The following is a 15003-nucleotide window of genomic DNA, read 5'->3' as shown; positions in this document are numbered from 1 at the left end:
CTTGTTGGCGGAGAGCACCGCCGACACGGACCACGAAAAGCGAGGAACACCATGGCTTCTGCCGTCGCCCGCCGAGTTCTCCGGGACCGCACCCGCGCCAACCGCGCCGCCGCCGCCCAGCGCCGCGCCACCGCCCGCGCCGCCCGCCGCGTCCGCACCGCCCCCCGCTCCCTCACCACCCACGTGATCGCCACCGGCGCGGACGCCGCCACCGTCAAGGGCGTCACCACCGCCCTCCGCACCGCCGCGAAGAAGGCAGGCGTCAAGGGCCGCCCCGCCCGCATCCGCCGCTCGTTCACGGACGGCCGCCGCGCCGTCAAGACCGTGTACCGCTACACCCGCGAGCAGGTCCGCGAGATCGCCGCCGCCTACAAGCCGCGCAAGGCCGAGTACAAGGCCACCCGCGCCGCGCTGCTGGCCGCCTGACCCTCCCCAGACCGCCGGGGCGCGCGCGGTCCCCTCCCCGCCGCGCCCCGGCCCCCGACTCACGGACCCGGAGACACCACCCGATGGACACCACCACCAGCCCGTACCTCGCCGCCGCCGACCGCGCCCACGTCATCGCGCAGATCGCCCGCGACCGCTTCGCCTCCCACGGCATCGTCCGCGTACTGCACGACATCGCCCGGCACCTGGACGCCGCCGCCGACATGCTCGCCAAGTTCCAGCCGTCCACCATCCCCGGCATCGCGGGCCACGAAGCCCCCATGGACGCCTGGGAGGAACTGTTCATCGTCGAGACCCTCGCCGACGACCGGCCGCAGACCCTGTTCCCCCCGGAGATCACCGAGTACGTCAAGGCACCCGTCATGGGCCGCGCCCTGCCGTTCCCGGAGCCGCTGAACCCCGTCTCCGCCCGCTTCGCCGCCGAGGAGACCAAGTACCGGGCCCGGCTGGAGCAGCTCCACCAGGACACCGCGCGCGCCGCCGACGACCCGGCCGGATGGCTCACCGACGTCTGCACCGTCTGGCGCGACTGGGTGAGCCTCCGCGAAGTCGTCCGCGTCGACAACGCCCGCCCCTGCAACCGCCGCTGACCACCCCTCGCCGGGCGGGCCGGCTGTCACACGCCGCACCCGCCCGGCGTTCCCCCCCGGCGAGAGCACGCCGGGGCCGACCACACACCGGAGGAACACCCCATGACCAGCACCGCCACCGCCTACGACGAGCACGGCCGCTACATGCCCGCCCCTGGCACGGAGTACCCGTTCAGCATCTCCGACATCGCCCGCGCCACCGCCCGCATCCTCGGGCCCGACTGGATGGCCGAGTCCGGCTACTGGGGCGTCTCCGGCACCCTCTCCGGCCCGCGCTCCGCGCAGTTCGAGTTCTTCATCGACGAGTGGGGCGACCTGTGCATCGGCTTCCGCCGCTCCACGGACGACAACTGGCCGGAGGAGCCGGAGCTGCCGGACGGCATCCTCCGGGGCGACTTCGGCGTCTACCTCGAACTCGCCTCCGCCGCCGACGGGCTGGACAGCCTCGCCGAGCGGTCCGCCGCCGCCGTCCGCGCCGTCACCGGCGCCCAGTAGGCCGCCGCACCCCGGGGCCCGGACATACGAGCCGCCCCGGGGCGTGGCCCCCACCACTCCCGCAACACCCCGGAAGGAACCCACCCGACATGACCAGCGCGACCGTCCTGCCTGCCCTGGACACGCTCGAAGACCACGAGCTGCAAACCCTGCACGCCGAGGTCGGGCGCATCCTCCGCGAGCGGATCGAGGCCGACCTGCCCGCCGTGATCCTGGAAGCCATCCGGGAGGCGCTCGCCGAAGACGGCGACACCCGCACCCCGCTGCGCGCCAGGTTCTCCACCACCAAGTGGGACAACGGCTATTTCTGGTACGCGGCCGGTGCGCGCGTGACCTTCTTCGACGGCAAGACCGAGGAGATCGAGACTCTCGACCTCGACGACACCGGCGCGGACGAGGCCCTCTCCGATCACGCCTCCTACCAGGTCGACCCGCTCGACAGCTCCGACACCCTCACCGTCACCTTCGAGCCGCCCAGCGTGCGCATGAGCTGACAGCCGGCCCGCAGGCCCGGGGCCCCTGCGCGCCCCGGGCCCGCGCGACGCAAGCACCCCCCGCGTGACCCCCTACCGGCCGGAGAGCACCGCGCCGGACCTACCCGAAGAGAAGGAACACCCCGTGATCCCTGCCATCGCGCACGCCGCCACCGCCGCCCCGCTCGCCGCGCTTCTGCCCGCCCGGCGCGGTGAGGCGTGGAAGGTCGAACCGGCCCCGTACGCCATCCGGCAGAACGCCGCGACGTCCCGCCTCACCAACCGCGACCGCGCCCTGATCGTCGTGGAGCAGGCGGGCCGCATCGAGGTCTACGCCGACCGGGCCGACCGGTTCCCGTACACCCCGGACGCCGTCGCCGACGCGGCCGACCCGGGCCACCTCGCCGCGCTCGCCTCCCGCATCCTGCGGCACATCCTGCCGTCGCTCGCCAAGGACTCCATCGACCGCGTCCGCCAGGAGCGCGGGCAGGAAGGGGTGATGCTGGCGCGCGCCGAGGCCCTCCAGGAGGTGTACGCCGCGCTCGCCGCCCGCCTGCCGGAGCCGCCGGAGACCGGGCGGGGCTGGAGCGGTCCGGGCCTGATGTGGAAGGCCGCCAGCGGCGGACAGTGGGGCCTGGACAGCGTCCTCACCTACGACGGGCCCGTGCGCGGCCTGTACGCCCTGCTGCCGGTCCTGCTGCCCGCCCCCGACGGCCAGGAGCCCGCCGACGTCGGCAGCGTCTTCACGCGCCACCTGACGGACCGCTTCCCGCAGCTGAGGCCCCTCAACGCCGACGAGGTCGAGTTCGGCCGCTTCCAGGACGTCAACGGGTACATCGCGCTGCCCGCGAAGGACGAGCCGACCGACTACGCGGACGACGACCGCCGGGTCGTCGCCGAGTTCGGAGCCGTGGGCGTCGACCTGCTGCTCACCGCCGTGCCGCACCTGGTCTGACCCCTCGCCCACCCCGGCCGCACCCCGGCACCCTGCCCGGGGTGCGGCCCCTCGAAAGGCCCCACGACATGACCCCGCCCACCATCACCCCGGCCCGCACCGACTGCCCCGCCCGCGTTCTCGCCGAGCAAGTCGCCGCGATGCTGCCCACGCGCGCCGGCACTCCCTGGACCGTCGAGCCGTACAACGCGTGGTGGACCGCCCGGCACCCCGCCGCGCGCCTGGTCCAAGGCGACCGCGCGCTGGTCCTGGTCCCCCGCCCGTGGGACACCCAAGTCGGTTGGCAGCTCCCCGACCGTGAGCCGTACCGGCCGGACGTCACGCTGCACGCCCTGGCGCCCGGCCGGATAGCCCGCGAGGTGCTGCGCCTGGTGCTGCCCGTCGCCGACGACGAGGCCGCCCGCACCCGCACGGGCGACCCGGCCGCCGCGCGTATCCAGCTGCTCGCCGAGATCGGCACGGCGATGCGCGCCCAGGGCGCCGCCACCTATGAGCGGGGCGGACTGCTGCGGAACACGTCGACCGTCACCTGGACGTCGTCCGGCGTGCGCTACTCGGCCACCCTGCACGGCACCAACCCCGTGGCCGACGTCCAGATCGAGGGCCCGGTGCGCGCCGTCGAGCGGGCCACCGCCTACTTCCTGCCCGACGCGCCCTCGCAGACGCCCCGCCGCCCGGTGCGGGACGCCGTCCGGGGCCGGATGCAGCGCCGCATGGCCGCGTTCCTCACGCAGTACGTGGAGGTCGAGCAGACGGAGCAGGGCGGCCTCGCGTTCGGTACGCGGCCCGGCCCGTACGGGTACGCCGCGCCCGCTCAGGACCCGGCCGCCCGTGTGCGGGACACCAGCCCGGCCTCCGTCGAGATTCACGGCGTCGGCGTCGACTTCCTGGCCGCTCTCGCCCCGTACCTGGCCCGCTGACCGCCCGCGCCCCGGGCCGGCCCCCGGGGCGCGCCCTCTCCCGAAAGGACATCCGCTCATGCCCGCTGCCACCCTGACGCCCGTCTCCGTCCTGGACGACGCCCTGGCCAAGGCGCGCGCCGCCGCCCGCGCCGTGCTGTCGCTCGTCTGCGAGACGCTGCACCACCAGTTCCCCACCGGCGCGTACCTGGTCCTCACCCGGCCGATCGACGACTACGACGACGACGTGTCGCTGGACTCCATCCGTGATGCACACGGGGAGACCGTGCAGGACCTGAGCCCGTACGGCCGGGGTTCCTACAGGCTCCCGGCCGTGCCGGACGACGTGGCAGCCCTGTGGGGGGACACCGACCCGCGAGATCCGCGCGCGGTCCTGAACCTGGTCCAGCGCATCGACGGGGTGTCCCCGTACGAGTTTCTCGACTTCCTGCCGTCGGAGCTGCGCACGCCGGAGGAGGTGCAGGCGGAGAACGGCGGAGGCCGCACGCCGCTGGGCCTGCCGCTGCGCGCCGCTGACTGCCCGGTCCACGGCGCGCTGTGCGAGCCGGACGACCACGTCGAGCCCCCGGCTTCCCTCTGACCCTGCCCGCCGCGCCCTGGGCCCGCCACGGCCCGGGGCGCGCCGTCTCCCTGAACTGGAGTGCCCCTGTGCTGTACGCCGCTACGCCCGAGGATCTCGCCGAGTTGGACCGTCTGCTGCGCCCCAGCTCGGCCGGGTCGCTCGCCGTCGCCCTGGACGCTGCCGAGGTGCACGCCGACACGATCAACGGACGGCACACGACGGAGGCACTCGGCAGGTACTGCCGCACCGCTCTGCCGATGCTGCTGCGCCGTCTGCTGGCCACTGAGACCGCGCTGCTCACGGTGCGCACGAAGGTCGCCGGGCACGTCGCCGCGTACGACCAGGGCGACGACCCGTCGGCTCTGGAGCTGCTCGAGGACCTCCGGCGTGCCGGGGTTGATCTGAGGGCGGACGTCGAGATGGCCGCCGCTGTCCTCGAGGCGGAGGTGCGCGCCGCGACGTTCGGCTGACGGCCCGCCCACGGCGGCGACCGGTCCCGCGGATTTGCCGGGACACCACACGGAACGCGCATCCCAAGGCAGTGGGGTGCGCGTTTCCGCAGTTCCCCACCCTCTGTATTTCCCTTGGTGTAGCATTCGGGGTGTTGGTGGAGAGCACCACCGACGCGGACCACGAAGCAGAGGAACACCAGATGCGGATCATGCCCCCAGCGGTCGCAACCGCCGTCCACGTCGCCACCCTCGCCCGGAAGGCCGGACGGCCCATCCCGCCGAAGGTGTACGCCGTCCTGGAGGCCGCCGCGAACCCGTGGCCCGCCGAGTGGCTCCTCGCCCCGCTCCCCGGCGACCCGATCCGCGTGGTGGAGCTGTTCGCCGGCCCCGGGGGCTGGTCCGAGGGCATCGCCACCGTCCTCGGTGTCGTCGTCGACTCCGTCGGCGTGGACCTCTCCAAGGACGCGTGCGCCACCGCCCGCGCCGCCGGACACCGCCGCATCTGCGTCGACATCACCAGCCTCGACCCCGAGCACATCGCCCTGCGCTACACGCGCGGCCTGATCGTCTCCCCGCCGTGCCCCTCCTTCTCCCCGGCCGGGAAGCACAGCGGGCAGGAGCAGGCGAACATTTTCACCCTGTGCCGCGTACTCGCCCAGTGCTCCGAAGCGGGCGGGTTCCTCCCCGGCAACGAGCTGGATGACTGGTGCGAGGGCTGCGCCGTCTGCGACGAGCTGGGCTACCACGACGGCTACGCCCCCCGCTCCGGCCTCTCCTGGGATGACCTGCGCGCCCAGCTCGCCCCCCTCACCGACGCCCGCATCGGCCTGATGGCCGAGGTCCTGTTCTGGGGCTTCGGCCTCCAGGCCGCCGGGGCGCCGCTGGAGTTCATCGCCATGGAGCAGTCCGCCCGCCTGCCGCAGCAGATCCTCGACGACATCCGCCTGGAGCTGCGCGGCGGACAGGGCGAAGGCGAGTGGGCCGCCACCACCCACAAGATCCTGGAGGCGTCCGAGTTCGGTCTGGCCTCCCGCCGCGAGCGCGTGTTCTTCCTCGCCACCCGCCGCTACGTGTCCCTGCCCACCCCCACGCCGGAGATCACCACCACGACGATGGCGCAGGCCCTGGGCTGGGGCGACGGCGAGCGGATCAACACCCGGGGCATCCGCCCGATCGACCCGAAGACCGGCCGCCCCAAGGGAGGCAACGAGTTCTCCGCCGACAAGCCGTCCAACTGCCTCACCGGCAAGGCCCGCACCTGGAAGCGCGTCCGCGACGGCCTGCGCCTCACCGTGCAGGAGGGCGGACTCCTCGTCGGGTTCCTCCCCTCCTACCTCTGGCACGGCTCCCGTACGAGCGTCTTTCAGCAGGAAGCCGACGTCGTCCCCCCGATCATGGCCGCCGCCGTCCTAGGCGAGGTCCTCGGCGTGCCCTGGAAGCCCCGCGTGCGGGACTACACCGATCAGCTCTACCGGATGAGCGACTACCTCGACCCGGACGCCGACGACTTCGACACGGTCGCCTGACCGGCCCCACCGGCCCTCGCCCGCCCGGCGGGGGCCGCCGTCGTTCCCCGGCACTGTCCGCCGCTCGAACTAGGCTCGAAAGCATGAGCACCCCTGCCCCCGATCCCGCCCCGTTCGATCCGCACGCCTTCCCCGACGACCTGGTCGCCGCGCAGCGCACGGCCGCCGAGCTGTACGCCGCACTGCACGCGCTGCAGGCCCGGCTTCCCTGGTCCCGTGAGCCCCACGAGGGATGGCCGGCTGAGACGGAGCGGGGACGGGAGCGCCCCGGACGGCCCGCGTCGCCCGGCTGGTCGCAGGAGGAAGCCGCCGAGTTCGACCGGCTCCTCGAGCGGCTGCGCGCGGCCACCGCCGCCGTACAGACGCACGCCTGGTGGGAGCGCTGCGACCGCGAGGGCATCAAGGGCCAGGCCCTGGTCGCCGCCCGTATGGCGCTCAAGCACGCCGAGGGCGCCGTGCCCGCCCGCAGCGTCCCGGCCGCAGAGGGCGCGGCCCTCGAGCAGGACGACGTCCGCCCGGCCGCCTGAACCGCCTTCTCGGGCCCGGTCCTGTCCGGGCGGGTCCGAACGCACCCATGGGGTACAGGGCGGCCCGCACGGGGCGCGCCCCCGCTCGAAAGGCCACCCCATGGCTCACATCGCCCGCACCTACCTGGTGACCAACCCCACCGCGCTGTTCGGCCCCGGCCGCCGCATCACCTTCCGCAGCGCCGCCCCGGCCGGTTCCGTTGTCTCCCTCAAGGTCGACGGCCGCCCCGTCCGCGTGCTGCTCACGGACACCCCACTGACCGGCGGCCGCCGCGCCGCCGAGCTGCGGATCAGCTACCTGTAGCCGAACCATCCTGCGGCCCCTTGTGCGGCCGACGGTGCGGCGCCCGGGGCAATCCCCCGCGGTGCTGCCCGTCGGCCGCCCTGGACGGCTCCGAGCCGCTCCCGTGGGCCACCCGCAGCCCTTCCTGTGGCCACACGTACGTGCGCGTCACCACCCTCGTGTCCCCGTGCAGGTCCACCTCGACCTGGTAGCGGACCGTGCCGTCCGGCCAGTCCTGCCGCGCCCGGACCGGCGCGTACCTCCACCGCCCGCCGGACCAAACCTCGAGCGCCGGGCGGTCGTTGAGCGGCCACGTCCACACCTGCGGGCGCGGCCCGTCGTCCGGCCGCCACGGGCGGGTCGGCTCCGGCTCCTCGATGGTGCTCATGCCCTCGAGCGTAGGCAGCGCGCGACGCAAGACCCGCCCGGCCTCCACGCTCCCGGCCTCATCCCTCGTATGGAAGGCCACACCGTGAAGAACACGCACGACGACCGCGAGTCCCGCCTGATCGTTTCCTTCGCGGTCGGCTGTCTGGTGCTCGCCCTGGTGCTCCTGGTGGCGTTCCTCGCCGACGACGCCGACGGCAACGAGGGCAGCACCGGCACGAGCCGCTGTCCGGCCGCCGTGGGATCCGTGGACCCCGTGACGTGCCGCCCGTACGGGAGCACGAGCGCCGGCACCCACTCCGGGAGCAGCGCCCACCGGCCGAAGACGCCCGCGGCCAAGGCCCCGGCCGCACCGAAGGCCCCGGCTGCGCCGCCACGGGTCCGGCTCACCAAGTGACGACGCGACGCAAAGCAGCCACTCAGGACACAGTCCGGCCGTCCAGTTCCCAGCCAGAAGGGCCCACCGTGCCAGAACCCGCCTGCAGCTCCTGCCCGACCCCGCTGGAGCCCGCCGAGCTGATCTCCGACGGCACATGCTGCCGCGCCCGCGCCCGCTTCCAGTACATCCTCCTGGTCCTGATCGTGCTCAACCTGGTCGCCACGGTCGCGTTCGGCGTCGTCGGCCTGCTCCGGAACGACTCCTCAAGCTCGACCAGCCCCACGCCATCCCCGACGTCGACGCCAACGACAGCACCGCCGACGCCGGCACCGACGACCGCGCCGCCGTCGGAGCCGCCGAGCTCGGGCGGCACTGACGGCGGGGTCGACCCCACCCCGACCATGCCCCCGGACCCGACCGACGGCGGGAACGGCGGCTGCAGCAGCATCTTCGACCCCGAGTGCTCCGGCACCTCCGGCGGCATAGGGGCGTAGCCCCTCTCAATGCGCTCCTGCGCCCCCGACCGCACAACACTGCGGCCGGGGGCGCAGCCGTCGGCGCCGATGGTCCTCCGAGAGGCCTCCGGACGGATGATTACAGACAGCTGTGATAACACTCATATCCGTTACTGACCGTATATGAGTGTGGCTTGCAGATGACTCCACCCCAGGTCATCGAGCTGCGGGTGCTGAAAAAATCAGATTGCAAAGCGTCACGCTCGGTGACTTTGCGTAGTTCGGTGATCTTGCAACCGCGCGGGCGGACTGTGATCTACGGGTTTCAACCCCCACACCCTGTGCTTCTCTGTACCTCGAAATCCGCCGCGCCCGGACGACGTTTCCGGAGCGTGGTGCAGCCCTCTGGCTATGGCCAGAACTCAAGAAAGGGACCTGCATGTGTGATCGAGATCGAAGGGGAGGCTGGCGCAAGTTCCGCGTCGGCTGCATCGTCGTGGCCGGTGCCATGACGGCCACGTACTGGACGCTGCGCGTCGTCGAGGCCGGAGTCGACCTGTACGGGACCGCCGGCCCCTGGGTCTGAACACCCAGGAGACCGGCGATAGCCACCCAGTAGGGCCCCGAGAGTTTGCGGCTGGAAGGGCCCCGCTGTGACAGACGGGCAAGCCGTCCGTCCGTCACGATGGCACGTGACCCGGGTGAGGCGCTACCTCACTCGGGTCACGGTCACTACGGCGTGCCGTGTTGTCCCTGCCAGCACTTCGACAACGACCTCGTGCGCAAGGTCGACGAGCCGGAACTCGTCTCCGCTGCTGGTGCGCGCCCGCGGGCCATCATCAACACCCCGAACGTGTTCCGCGACATGGGCCGCGAGCGGTGCCGTAACTGCCTGCGACAGGGCCACGCGCCCGTCCGGCAGGCGCACGGCCAGGCGCCGGGGACGCACCGCCGTCCCGGTGAAGCCCACAACGACCGCGTCGACGGTCTCCGCGTGCCGGACCTTCCGCCACTGCCGCGCGCCCCCGCGGTACGTCGACCTCCCGGACTTCACCACCAGGCCCTCAATGCCGATCGTCTGCAGCGACTCGTACCAGAGGCGCGCGGTCTCCGCGTCGGTGGTGGTGGGCACGGCTTGGATCGGCGGCTCGATGCCGTGCGCGGCGAGGAGGTCCTCGAGGAGGGCGCGGCGACGGACGTACGACCGGCCGCGGACGTCCCCGTGCTCGGGGTGCTGCAGGATGTCGAACACCGCGTAGTGCGCGGGGTGCTCCTCCGCCAGGATGCGGGCCCGCGCCGGCGTTGAGGCGGCCCGGGACTGCACGGCCCCGAAGTCCACGCGACCGTCGACGAAGATGACGCCCTCCCCGTCCAGGACCGTCCCGGGCGGGAGCTGCATTCCGGCGAGCGCGAGGTCCATCCAGACGGGGGTCACGTCTCGGCCGGACCGGGTCTGCAGCCGCACCGACTCGGTGGTGCGCCACATGACCAGCCGGTGCCCGTCGAACTTCGGCTCGTAGTGCAGATCAGGGCCCACCGGCAGGGTGGGCACGGCCTGGGCGAGAGCGACGGAGACGGGCCAGTCCACACAGCGAGGGTGCGGCAGCCGGACTCGGCTCGCGCGGCGGCGTACTCCGGTCGGCCGCTGTGTCGGCGCGGTCGTGAACCACTCCGGCCAGCGAAGCGGACACAAAACCTCCACAACGTGCACGGTGCGCCCCTTGCCCGCTGCGTGACCTGCGGCTGCCGCCCGGCAGCCCCACGCCGGCGAGCGGAGAGGAGCAACGTGCAACCGCACGTCATGCAGGCGCTCAACGAGTGGCGGATCACCTGGGACGACCAGCAGCTCGCCGCGCAGGAGGCGTTCACCGCGGCGTTCCCCGCACTGGAACCGGCCTACCGGTGCCAGTGCTACGGCCCCACCCTGCGCTGGGAGAAGCCCGGTGAAGGCCAGGGAAAGGTGTGCCTGGACGACCACGGGCGCGCCACGGTCGAGTTCGAGCGCGTCCCCAAGGCGGCCGTCGGCCACGCCATGAAGGAAATATGGGGCGCCGACTGGTTCGACGAGGGCCCCGGCGGGTTCGCCGACGCCGAGCCCGGCAGCTACCACTACGACGACGAGTCGACGTACGCGGAGTACGCGTTCGACGTCCACGACGACGGCACCGTCACGTTCGGGATCTCCTACGTGAAGATCGACGACATCGTGGCGATCCTCGACGTCCTCGAGCAGGCGCTCGCCGAGCACCGCGCCGCCTGACGCCGCAGTACGGGAAGGTGACGCGGTGCCTCGGATCCGTATCGCGTCACCCACCCACCCGGGCAGAATCAGGGCATGGACTCTGCCGCCGCCTTCACCGCCGCGCTCGCTGTCACGGCCGCGGCCGGGATTGTCGCCCGCTACGTCGTCCGTGCCGGCGCGCCCCTCGCCCGGAGGCAGGCCGTCCCGGACTCGGAGGAATGGCGGCGCGCGCACACGCGGCGCCGCCAGGCGTACATCGACTTCACCGAACCCGCCACGCGGATCGCCGCCACCGCCGAGCTGTGGCCCGCTCTCGACGACCCGGCAGCCCGCCGTGAGCGCCGCACGCAAGCGCGGGAGCACCTGCAGGACCTCAAACGGCGGGAGCCGGTGATCGCACTCGACGCTGGGCCCGACGTCCGATCCGCCGCCCGCACGCTCGTGGAGGACTGCGAGCGGCTGGTCCAGGGCCTGGACGTGTCCGCGTCGACCGGGCCGGTCCTCACGCTGCAGCAGGAGCTCACGATGCCGTTCCTGCGCGCGTGCCGGGAGTACCTCGATGCGGAGTCCGAACGGCACTTCGCACTGCGCCGCCCCGCGGGCCGCAGCCTGTTCGCCCGCCTGTCGAGGGGGTGAGGTGAGGCGGTTCTCTCGCCCGTGCCGCATCACCTCACCCGAACCGTCACTGCGTCGGGCCACCGTTGAGATACCGGCGAGCTGCTGGCAGTAGTTCCTGATGCGCGTCTACGAACTGCCCCATCGCATTGTTCCTGCGAGCGTTCAACTCAGGTGAGGTGATGTTGCGGCGGAATAGGGCTCCTGCCCGGACTGTCGGCGTCAGGCGATACCCCCCCAGCTGCGTGGTGCTCTCCCAAATGCGGTCCGCGATTTGCGCCAGGCTGTCGGGACCCTCCAGCCGCACCATGTCCACGGCGTGCTCCAAGGCGTCCAGCGCGTCGTACATCTCGCGTAGCTCCTGAAGGACGTCCTGCGGCATAGGCCCTTGATGGTTCGAGGGTGCGCGTTCCACCGCGAGCTCGGCTTTCTCCCAGGCGTTGATGAACTGGCGTGCTGAGCGATACAGGTCGGCGTATGCCTCTCGCTGAACTGTGCGACGGGTGGCGTCTACGGGCCCGTGATAGGCGCCCCGACTCTGCGCCCGCCCCGCCAACCACGCTGCTGCGGCGGTGACTAAAACCGCAGGCGTGGCGATCAACGCGGCTATGACTTCAGACTCCATGAGCGCGGAGTCTGCCAGGCCGCGACACAAGGAACGGCCGTTCCTACGGTCCGCGGCCATGGTCCCGACTGCCGCACCGTCCCGTACCCGGCTCGCCGGCCTTGCTGCCCGCGCCCGGAACATCGTCGACTCCGGCCTGTGCAGGCGCGTGGTGGGAGTCCCCGAGTGGGAGATCCGCTCAAAGCAGCTCGAGCGCCTGGCCGCCGCTCCCGTACCGGAGCGCCGGGCCACCCTCACCCGCTACGACGACGCCGTCGTGGTCGACCTGCTGGTCCTGTCGTACCTGCGGCACGGCACGCCCTACTGGCTGTGGTCCGACACCCTCGCAGGGTTCGCCGAGGACATCCTCGGCGCCATCACCTGGGCGCAGCTTCACAGGCGACTGGACGCGGCGTGACGGCCCTGGTCGACGAGCGGATTCGCCGGGCTCGGACTCACCGATACCGACGGAGCTGTTGGGTCGGGAAGCGGTGCCAGGTCCCTGTCGGTGCTCGAGGAGAAGGACAGCAGGAGGCCGAGCGCTGCCACAACGGCAGCCCAGACGCCGACCGCGCCCATCAAGTCACCCTGCCCTGCGGGTCCACCTGGGGAGGCTGGCTTGCAACTGCGGCGGTATACGACAGCTGCGATCACAGAGGACGTCACGAAGATAAGGACGGCCACGCCGTCGATGAATACTGTCATCAGTAGGGCCTTTCCGGCTCGAGGGCCTGCCCGCGCTCCTGCCAGACCGATGGGCAGGCCCGACTCTTCTCGATCCCTGGGCGTTGCGAACAGCAAGGTACTGCCACCCTTCCTACGCGCGTAGATATCGCGAGGTAGGTAGTCGTCCCACACCGCGTCTCACCTGGGGTTTTCGCCGCGAAAACTGCGAGCTCTCGGCGTTGTCCTGACCCTACTCACCCCGCGCATCCCCACACGACGGCGCATGCCGCCTGCACGACGGCACAAGAGGGCGCATGACGGCCGAGCGGACGGGGCCGCTATGGCGGCATGCCCAGCTCGCGACGCAAGGCCCGGCCACCGTCCACTCTCCTCGCCTCGCCCCGGGCGCGCCCACCAGGGCCGTGAACGACGCGGTCCGGCGCCCGGGGCAGGCGAGGAGACCAGCGCTGTGAAGGCACGACGGCGGACCGGCCCGACCGATGTGGTGAAGGCGATCGTCTACGACCGGGACGGCGGCGCGTGCGCTCGGTGCGGCGCCCGGGACGACCTGACCATCCACCACCGCGTGAACCGCGGGATGGGCGGCGCCCGGGAGGAGTGGATCAACCAGGCGCACAACCTTCTGCTGGTGTGCCGGGTCTGCAACGGCTGGTTCGAGGACAACCCGCGGGAGTCGTACGAGAACGGGTGGAAGGTCCGCCGGCCGCAGCTCCCCGGTGAGGTCGAGGTCCGCTACCCGGACGGGAACCTGTACCTGCTCACCCCGGACGGCGTCCGCCGTACGACCGTGGCGGCCGCCCGATGAGCCGGGCCCGCCGCAGCCGGCGCCGCGCGCCGCGAAGGGGCCTGGCGGAGTGGGCCGCGGTCATCGCCGAAGGCCTCGTCGAGGGGCTCCTCGACTTCCTGTTCTCCTGGGGGCGCAAGTGAATCCGTACGAGCCTTCCCGGGCGTACCGGCTGGGGGAATGGGCCTACGACCTGGTCGTCACCGCGCTGCTGTTGTGGCTGTTCTCCCCGACGTCCGCGGTCGTGTTCCTCGGCTTGTCGCGGCTGCAGTCCGTCCGGCGGGCGCGCTTCTTCGACCTGGGCCGGTTCACGGTGGGCGTGTGCGTCGGCCCTCGTGTGAAGTTCCTGTTCGGGGTGGCCTTCACCAGGTACAACGGGGATGGTCGGATCAGCGGCTTCGAGGTCCTGATCAGGCGGCACTCGCTGATGGTGTGCGCCCTGGCGCCCCGGGACGAGTGGAAGACCCGCCAGCGGCGGGCGGCCGAGCGGCGCGCGGTCCTGGAGAAGGGCGGCGACCGGTGAGCCCTCGTGTCACCGTGCGGCACCGGGCGCGTGAGCCGCGGTTCCTGCGGCTGGGCCCGTTCCGGCTGTGGGCCGTGCGGATCCCGCAGGGGCCGAACCTCGGAGTGGGCCGGATCGCGACCACCGACACCCCCAGCAACCCAGCTTCCGGGCAGCGGTACATGCGCGATGGGAGCGGCTGGGTGGTGGTGATCGCCGGCGTCGCGTTCGCCGCGCTCCGCTGCAGGTCAGTGCCGGTCCGGCCGCAACACCCCTGACAAGGGTCTTTACCTTGGTGTACTGTTCTCCGTCGTGGTGGTAATGGGGTTGCCCCAGTCACCGCGCCGGCGCAAGACCGCGCCACCGTTGGACGGAGAACAGCCACCATGCCCAAGGCTGGGATCAAGTACGGTCCGCGCATCGCCGCGCCGGACTACGACGAGATCGCCCTCGAGGCGGAGCAGCAGGTCCTCAAGCAGCTCGGTATCACGCGACCCGAGGACCTGGTCAGCAAGCAGCCCACTGACCTGATCGTGAAGGCCTGGAGCGCCCTCGAGCAGGCCGACGCGGAACTCGGCTCATACCTCGACGAGCGGGACCAGGCCCTTGCAAGCCTGTGGTTCTACGACCCGCGCCTCGGCCTCGCCCGCACCGCCGGCCTGTCGACCATGGGGTACCGCGGCGCCATCGCCCGCGTGGTGTACGGCGACAAGAACCACGCCCTTCCGGCCGTCGAGTCGAACGAGGCGCTCGCCCGACTCGGCAAGGATCTGCGCGTCAAGCACATCAAGGACGCCGAGGCGAAACTCCTCGAGGCGGCCCCGATCGTGTACGCCGCGCGGACCCGCCGCGACGCCGCCGTGCGCTACATGCAGGAGGCCGTCCTCGCGCTGTCGCTGCCGCCGTACAACTGGAAGCCCGAGCAGATCGCCGACCACGTCGGCGTCGACCGGAACCTGATCTACAAGCAGCGGGCAGCGGCCCGTAAGCGCCACGGCCTGGCGTAGGCCACGCTCGCCCGAAGGCCGGCCCCGGCACCATCCGGGGCCGGCCTTCCTGCTGTCCCTCCCCCTGGTTACACCGGGGACGGGTTTCTGGGCCCCGGTCACCGGGGACGG

Annotated in this window: 24 protein-coding genes; 21 read left to right on the top strand and 3 right to left on the bottom strand. The window is 72.3% G+C overall.

The annotated features are described in order from the left end of the window. The first annotated feature begins 51 nt into the window (after positions 1–51). From ACIF8S_RS28305 to ACIF8S_RS28255, 11 genes are all read left to right on the top strand, one after another. On the top strand, positions 52–426 hold the full coding sequence (locus tag ACIF8S_RS28305) for a hypothetical protein (protein ID WP_400002774.1): 375 nt from the start codon (positions 52–54) through the stop codon (positions 424–426). A gap of 83 nt (positions 427–509) precedes the next feature. After that, positions 510–1037 (top strand): hypothetical protein, encoded by a 528-nt coding sequence (locus ACIF8S_RS28300; protein ID WP_400002772.1) that lies wholly within the window; start codon positions 510–512, stop codon positions 1035–1037. A 102-nt stretch (positions 1038–1139) separates the two neighbouring features. Then, complete coding sequence (locus ACIF8S_RS28295; protein ID WP_400002771.1) at positions 1140–1532, top strand: hypothetical protein; 393 nt, start codon at positions 1140–1142, stop codon at positions 1530–1532. A gap of 89 nt (positions 1533–1621) precedes the next feature. Then, entirely contained in the window at positions 1622–2026 is a 405-nt protein-coding gene (locus tag ACIF8S_RS28290; RefSeq protein ID WP_400002769.1) for a hypothetical protein, read from the top strand. Positions 2027–2150: 124 nt separating this feature from the next. Continuing rightward, positions 2151–2960 (top strand): hypothetical protein, encoded by an 810-nt coding sequence (locus ACIF8S_RS28285; protein ID WP_400002767.1) that lies wholly within the window; start codon positions 2151–2153, stop codon positions 2958–2960. Positions 2961–3028: 68 nt separating this feature from the next. Beyond that, positions 3029–3880 (top strand): hypothetical protein, encoded by an 852-nt coding sequence (locus tag ACIF8S_RS28280; RefSeq protein ID WP_400002766.1) that lies wholly within the window; start codon positions 3029–3031, stop codon positions 3878–3880. Between the two features lie 58 nt (positions 3881–3938). After that, positions 3939–4460, top strand: a complete 522-nt coding sequence (locus ACIF8S_RS28275) for a hypothetical protein (protein WP_400002764.1) — start codon at positions 3939–3941, stop codon at positions 4458–4460. 68 nt (positions 4461–4528) lie between these two features. Further along, complete coding sequence (locus tag ACIF8S_RS28270) at positions 4529–4912, top strand: hypothetical protein (RefSeq protein ID WP_400002763.1); 384 nt, start codon at positions 4529–4531, stop codon at positions 4910–4912. A 137-nt stretch (positions 4913–5049) separates the two neighbouring features. Then, a complete protein-coding gene (locus ACIF8S_RS28265; RefSeq protein ID WP_400002982.1) occupies positions 5050–6420 on the top strand; it encodes a DNA cytosine methyltransferase in 1371 nt (456 codons plus the stop codon). Between the two features lie 83 nt (positions 6421–6503). After that, positions 6504–6947, top strand: coding sequence for a hypothetical protein (locus ACIF8S_RS28260; protein WP_400002761.1), 444 nt, complete (start codon positions 6504–6506; stop codon positions 6945–6947). A gap of 100 nt (positions 6948–7047) precedes the next feature. Beyond that, positions 7048–7251, top strand: a complete 204-nt coding sequence (locus ACIF8S_RS28255; protein WP_400002759.1) for a hypothetical protein — start codon at positions 7048–7050, stop codon at positions 7249–7251. Here the strand turns inward: ACIF8S_RS28255 and ACIF8S_RS28250 are convergent. Beyond that, complete coding sequence (locus tag ACIF8S_RS28250) at positions 7238–7618, bottom strand: hypothetical protein (RefSeq protein ID WP_400002757.1); 381 nt, start codon at positions 7616–7618, stop codon at positions 7238–7240. The genes ACIF8S_RS28255 and ACIF8S_RS28250 overlap by 14 nt on opposite strands. Before the next feature lie 84 nt (positions 7619–7702). Between ACIF8S_RS28250 and ACIF8S_RS28245 the strand changes: the two genes are divergently transcribed. From ACIF8S_RS28245 to ACIF8S_RS28235, 3 genes are all read left to right on the top strand, one after another. Continuing rightward, positions 7703–8014, top strand: coding sequence for a hypothetical protein (locus ACIF8S_RS28245; protein WP_400002756.1), 312 nt, complete (start codon positions 7703–7705; stop codon positions 8012–8014). 68 nt (positions 8015–8082) lie between these two features. Beyond that, a complete protein-coding gene (locus ACIF8S_RS28240; RefSeq protein WP_400002754.1) occupies positions 8083–8490 on the top strand; it encodes a hypothetical protein in 408 nt (135 codons plus the stop codon). Between the two features lie 400 nt (positions 8491–8890). Then, positions 8891–9037: a hypothetical protein gene (locus tag ACIF8S_RS28235; protein WP_400002752.1), complete on the top strand. Its 147-nt coding sequence runs from the start codon at positions 8891–8893 to the stop codon at positions 9035–9037. Between the two features lie 123 nt (positions 9038–9160). Here the strand turns inward: ACIF8S_RS28235 and ACIF8S_RS28230 are convergent, their stop codons facing one another. Continuing rightward, entirely contained in the window at positions 9161–10039 is an 879-nt protein-coding gene (locus ACIF8S_RS28230) for a DNA ligase (protein ID WP_400002751.1), read from the bottom strand. Between the two features lie 198 nt (positions 10040–10237). Here ACIF8S_RS28230 and ACIF8S_RS28225 point away from each other — a divergent pair, with 198 nt between their 5' ends. Both ACIF8S_RS28225 and ACIF8S_RS28220 read left to right on the top strand, forming a co-directional pair. Further along, positions 10238–10711: a hypothetical protein gene (locus ACIF8S_RS28225; protein WP_400002750.1), complete on the top strand. Its 474-nt coding sequence runs from the start codon at positions 10238–10240 to the stop codon at positions 10709–10711. A 75-nt stretch (positions 10712–10786) separates the two neighbouring features. After that, on the top strand, positions 10787–11329 hold the full coding sequence (locus tag ACIF8S_RS28220) for a hypothetical protein (RefSeq protein WP_400002748.1): 543 nt from the start codon (positions 10787–10789) through the stop codon (positions 11327–11329). 46 nt (positions 11330–11375) lie between these two features. Here the strand turns inward: ACIF8S_RS28220 and ACIF8S_RS28215 are convergent, their stop codons facing one another. After that, positions 11376–11933, bottom strand: a complete 558-nt coding sequence (locus tag ACIF8S_RS28215; RefSeq protein ID WP_400002746.1) for a hypothetical protein — start codon at positions 11931–11933, stop codon at positions 11376–11378. Between the two features lie 58 nt (positions 11934–11991). Here ACIF8S_RS28215 and ACIF8S_RS28210 point away from each other — a divergent pair, with 58 nt between their 5' ends. The 5 genes from ACIF8S_RS28210 (at position 11992) to ACIF8S_RS28190 (ending at position 14892) form a co-directional block, all read left to right on the top strand. Then, complete coding sequence (locus tag ACIF8S_RS28210) at positions 11992–12330, top strand: hypothetical protein (protein WP_400002745.1); 339 nt, start codon at positions 11992–11994, stop codon at positions 12328–12330. A gap of 717 nt (positions 12331–13047) precedes the next feature. Continuing rightward, positions 13048–13404, top strand: a complete 357-nt coding sequence (locus tag ACIF8S_RS28205; protein ID WP_400002743.1) for an HNH endonuclease — start codon at positions 13048–13050, stop codon at positions 13402–13404. Beyond that, the gene (locus tag ACIF8S_RS28200; protein WP_400002742.1) at positions 13401–13526 is read left to right on the top strand and encodes a hypothetical protein; all 126 of its coding nucleotides are present in this window, start codon (positions 13401–13403) and stop codon (positions 13524–13526) included. The genes ACIF8S_RS28205 and ACIF8S_RS28200 overlap by 4 nt, the downstream gene beginning before the upstream one ends. Continuing rightward, positions 13523–13906, top strand: coding sequence for a hypothetical protein (locus tag ACIF8S_RS28195; protein WP_400002741.1), 384 nt, complete (start codon positions 13523–13525; stop codon positions 13904–13906). Before ACIF8S_RS28200 ends, ACIF8S_RS28195 begins: the two co-directional genes overlap by 4 nt. 365 nt (positions 13907–14271) lie before the next feature. Beyond that, a complete protein-coding gene (locus tag ACIF8S_RS28190) occupies positions 14272–14892 on the top strand; it encodes a hypothetical protein (RefSeq protein ID WP_400002739.1) in 621 nt (206 codons plus the stop codon). Positions 14893–15003: the final 111 nt, after the last annotated feature.

It is taken from the genome of Streptomyces sp. NPDC085937, from assembly GCF_044540535.1.
GTDB lineage: Bacteria > Actinomycetota > Actinomycetes > Streptomycetales > Streptomycetaceae > Streptomyces.
The sequence above is the reverse complement of the archived record's forward strand: the minus strand, read 5'-3'. Positions and strand labels throughout refer to the sequence as shown.

What these genes read in the sequence shown, in the direction of transcription:
- ACIF8S_RS28305 (WP_400002774.1), top strand. Translation starts at nt 52, where the DNA reads ATGGCTTCTGCCGTCGCCCGCCGAGTTCTCCGGGACCGCACCCGCGCC.
- ACIF8S_RS28300 (WP_400002772.1), top strand. Translation starts at nt 510, where the DNA reads ATGGACACCACCACCAGCCCGTACCTCGCCGCCGCCGACCGCGCCCAC.
- ACIF8S_RS28295 (WP_400002771.1), top strand. Translation starts at nt 1,140, where the DNA reads ATGACCAGCACCGCCACCGCCTACGACGAGCACGGCCGCTACATGCCC.
- ACIF8S_RS28290 (WP_400002769.1), top strand. Translation starts at nt 1,622, where the DNA reads ATGACCAGCGCGACCGTCCTGCCTGCCCTGGACACGCTCGAAGACCAC.
- ACIF8S_RS28280 (WP_400002766.1), top strand. Translation starts at nt 3,029, where the DNA reads ATGACCCCGCCCACCATCACCCCGGCCCGCACCGACTGCCCCGCCCGC.
- ACIF8S_RS28275 (WP_400002764.1), top strand. Translation starts at nt 3,939, where the DNA reads ATGCCCGCTGCCACCCTGACGCCCGTCTCCGTCCTGGACGACGCCCTG.
- ACIF8S_RS28260 (WP_400002761.1), top strand. Translation starts at nt 6,504, where the DNA reads ATGAGCACCCCTGCCCCCGATCCCGCCCCGTTCGATCCGCACGCCTTC.
- ACIF8S_RS28255 (WP_400002759.1), top strand. Translation starts at nt 7,048, where the DNA reads ATGGCTCACATCGCCCGCACCTACCTGGTGACCAACCCCACCGCGCTG.
- ACIF8S_RS28250 (WP_400002757.1), bottom strand. Translation starts at nt 7,618, where the DNA reads ATGAGCACCATCGAGGAGCCGGAGCCGACCCGCCCGTGGCGGCCGGAC.
- ACIF8S_RS28235 (WP_400002752.1), top strand. Translation starts at nt 8,891, where the DNA reads ATGTGTGATCGAGATCGAAGGGGAGGCTGGCGCAAGTTCCGCGTCGGC.
- ACIF8S_RS28220 (WP_400002748.1), top strand. Translation starts at nt 10,787, where the DNA reads ATGGACTCTGCCGCCGCCTTCACCGCCGCGCTCGCTGTCACGGCCGCG.
- ACIF8S_RS28215 (WP_400002746.1), bottom strand. Translation starts at nt 11,933, where the DNA reads ATGGAGTCTGAAGTCATAGCCGCGTTGATCGCCACGCCTGCGGTTTTA.
- ACIF8S_RS28210 (WP_400002745.1), top strand. Translation starts at nt 11,992, where the DNA reads ATGGTCCCGACTGCCGCACCGTCCCGTACCCGGCTCGCCGGCCTTGCT.
- ACIF8S_RS28200 (WP_400002742.1), top strand. Translation starts at nt 13,401, where the DNA reads ATGAGCCGGGCCCGCCGCAGCCGGCGCCGCGCGCCGCGAAGGGGCCTG.
- ACIF8S_RS28190 (WP_400002739.1), top strand. Translation starts at nt 14,272, where the DNA reads ATGCCCAAGGCTGGGATCAAGTACGGTCCGCGCATCGCCGCGCCGGAC.